Annotated in this window: 1 protein-coding gene; it reads right to left on the bottom strand. The window is 76.3% G+C overall.

What is annotated here, in order from left to right:
• Nucleotides 1–425 precede the first annotated feature (425 nt).
• Nucleotides 426–2,154, bottom strand: a 1,729-nt coding sequence (locus B9S61_RS16435; RefSeq protein WP_146064865.1) for a cation-translocating P-type ATPase, incomplete at its 5' end; no start/stop codon positions are given.

The following is a 2,154-nucleotide window of genomic DNA, read 5'->3' as shown; positions in this document are numbered from 1 at the left end:
GACGCGGTGCCCGCCCACGTCAGCCGGTGCTGGCGCACGGCGCCGGCCGGGACGCGGCGTCAGCCCGTAGGAAGCGCCGCGACAGCCGGTGTGGAGCGCCGCGACCGGTAGTGGCGGAGGCGTCCGGTGGTTGGTGCGCGGCGACGGCCGGTGCCTCACGACACCCGTCGGGTACACGACGCGGTGCCCGCCCACGTCAGCCGGTGCTGGCGCACGGCGCCGGCCGGTGAAACGCGCCGCGTCAGCCGGTGTGGAGCGCCGCGACCAGGCGGTGGTGCGCTGCGTCGGCTGTGGGGCGCGGCACTCGGTGGGGTTCGCGGCGTCCGGTGGTGGTGTGGGTTGTCGCCCCCGGCGCCCCTTCCCGTCCCGTTGCTGGGGGCTGCGCCCCCGGACCCCCTTTGCGCGGTTCCCCGCACCCCTGGGGGTTACGCCACCGGTCGGGCGATGCCGCTGTGGAGGAGGTGGCGGGTCTGGCGTGCGGAGTCGCCCAGGCGCTGGACGAGGCGGGTGAGGAGGTCGTAGAGGCGGCGGACCGATTCGAGGCGTTCCAGGCGGGGGGCGAACGCCGACAGGGCGATGGCCAGGGCGATGCCGAGCCAGGCGACCGGGCCGAGCGGGGTGCAGCCGAAGAAGTGGCTGACGCCGGGCGTCTGGACGAGGGCGGCGAGCACCGCGGCGGAGCCGAGGGCGGTCACCCACACCAGAGGACTGTGGCGGCGTCCGGAGAGGGTCTGCACGAGTTGCGCGCCGACCACTCCACACAGGGCCATCGTGGTGGAGCGGCGTTCGGTGCCGGGGGTGAGGCGGCCGAACAGGTACGCCGTGACCGCGCCGAGGCAGGTGGTCACGCCCCGGCGCCGGATGGAGCGCAGCAGGGGCGCGCCGAGGACGTCCAGGCCCATCGGGCCGGTCGCGGCGTGCGCCGCCGTCGACGGGTCGTCGCTCGGCGTCACGGCCACCGCCATGGCGGGGAACATGTCGGTGAGCAGGTTGACCAGGAGGAGCTGACGGGTCGACAGCGGTGAGGACCCGGCGACAAGGGTGCCCAGCACGCTGAAGCCGACCTCGCCGGCGTTGCCGCCGATGAGGATGCTCACCGCGTCGGCGACGCTGCGCCACAGCGCGCGGCCCTCGCCGACTGCGTCGACCAGGACGGACAGGTCACCGGTGGTGAGCACGATGTCGGCGGCGTTGCGGGCGGCGGCGGAGCCGCGGGACTCGATGGCGACGCCCACGTCGGCGGCGCGGATGGCGGCGGCGTCGTTGGCTCCGTCACCGGCCATCGCCACCACCCGGCCGGCCTGTTGCAGCGCCTCCACGACGTGGAGTTTCTGCTCGGGCGCGACCCGGGCTACCACCCCGGCGCCGTGCAGGGCGCGGACCCGGTCGCTGCGGCCCATGGCGACGAGTTCGTCCCCGGTGACCACGGAGGTGTCCTCCGGCCAGCCCAGTTGCAGGGCGATGGCGCGGGCGGTCTCCGGGTGGTCGCCCGTGAGCATGACGGGCAGGATGCCGGCCCGGCGCAGTTCGGTGAGCAGCTCCTGCGAGGTCTCGCGCGGAACGTCCGCGAGGGCGACGAGCCCGGCGAACTCCAGGTCGCCGAGCCCGGCGTCGAGTTCGGCGTCCGTGTCGGCTCCCCGGCACGGACGCCGGGCGACCGCGAGGACGCGCAGCCCCTGTCCCGCGAGGGCGTGGGCCGTCCCGGCCGCCTCGTCGGGGAGGTCCCGGCAGGCGGGGAGCACGGTCTCGGGGGCACCCTTGACGACGAGGAGACGGTCCCCGCCGGGGCGCTCGCGGCCGACCGCGGCCGCGTAGCCGCGGCTGGCCTCGAAGGCCAGTTCGCCCTCGGCGGTCCAGTCGGGGTCCGGCGGTGCCGCGTCGAGGACGGCCTCGTCGGTGGCGTGGGTGATCCGGCGTCCTTCGGAGGTCTCCTCCTGCGGGCAGGCGCGTGCGGCCAGCCGGACGACCGGTACGGCGTCGGCGGTGTCCGGGGCGAGGACGGTGCCGTCGGCGGTGGCCGCCCGGACCAGCCGGAGCCGGTTCTCGGTGAGGGTGCCGGTCTTGTCGAAGCAGACGGTGTCGACCCGGCCGAGGGCCTCCAGGGTGCGCGGGGTGCGGACCAGCACGCCGCGCCGGGACAGCCGGCGGGCGGCG

This window comes from Streptomyces sp. SM1, assembly GCF_002910825.1.
GTDB lineage: Bacteria > Actinomycetota > Actinomycetes > Streptomycetales > Streptomycetaceae > Streptomyces > Streptomyces okerensis.
The sequence above is the reverse complement of the archived record's forward strand: the minus strand, read 5'-3'. Positions and strand labels throughout refer to the sequence as shown.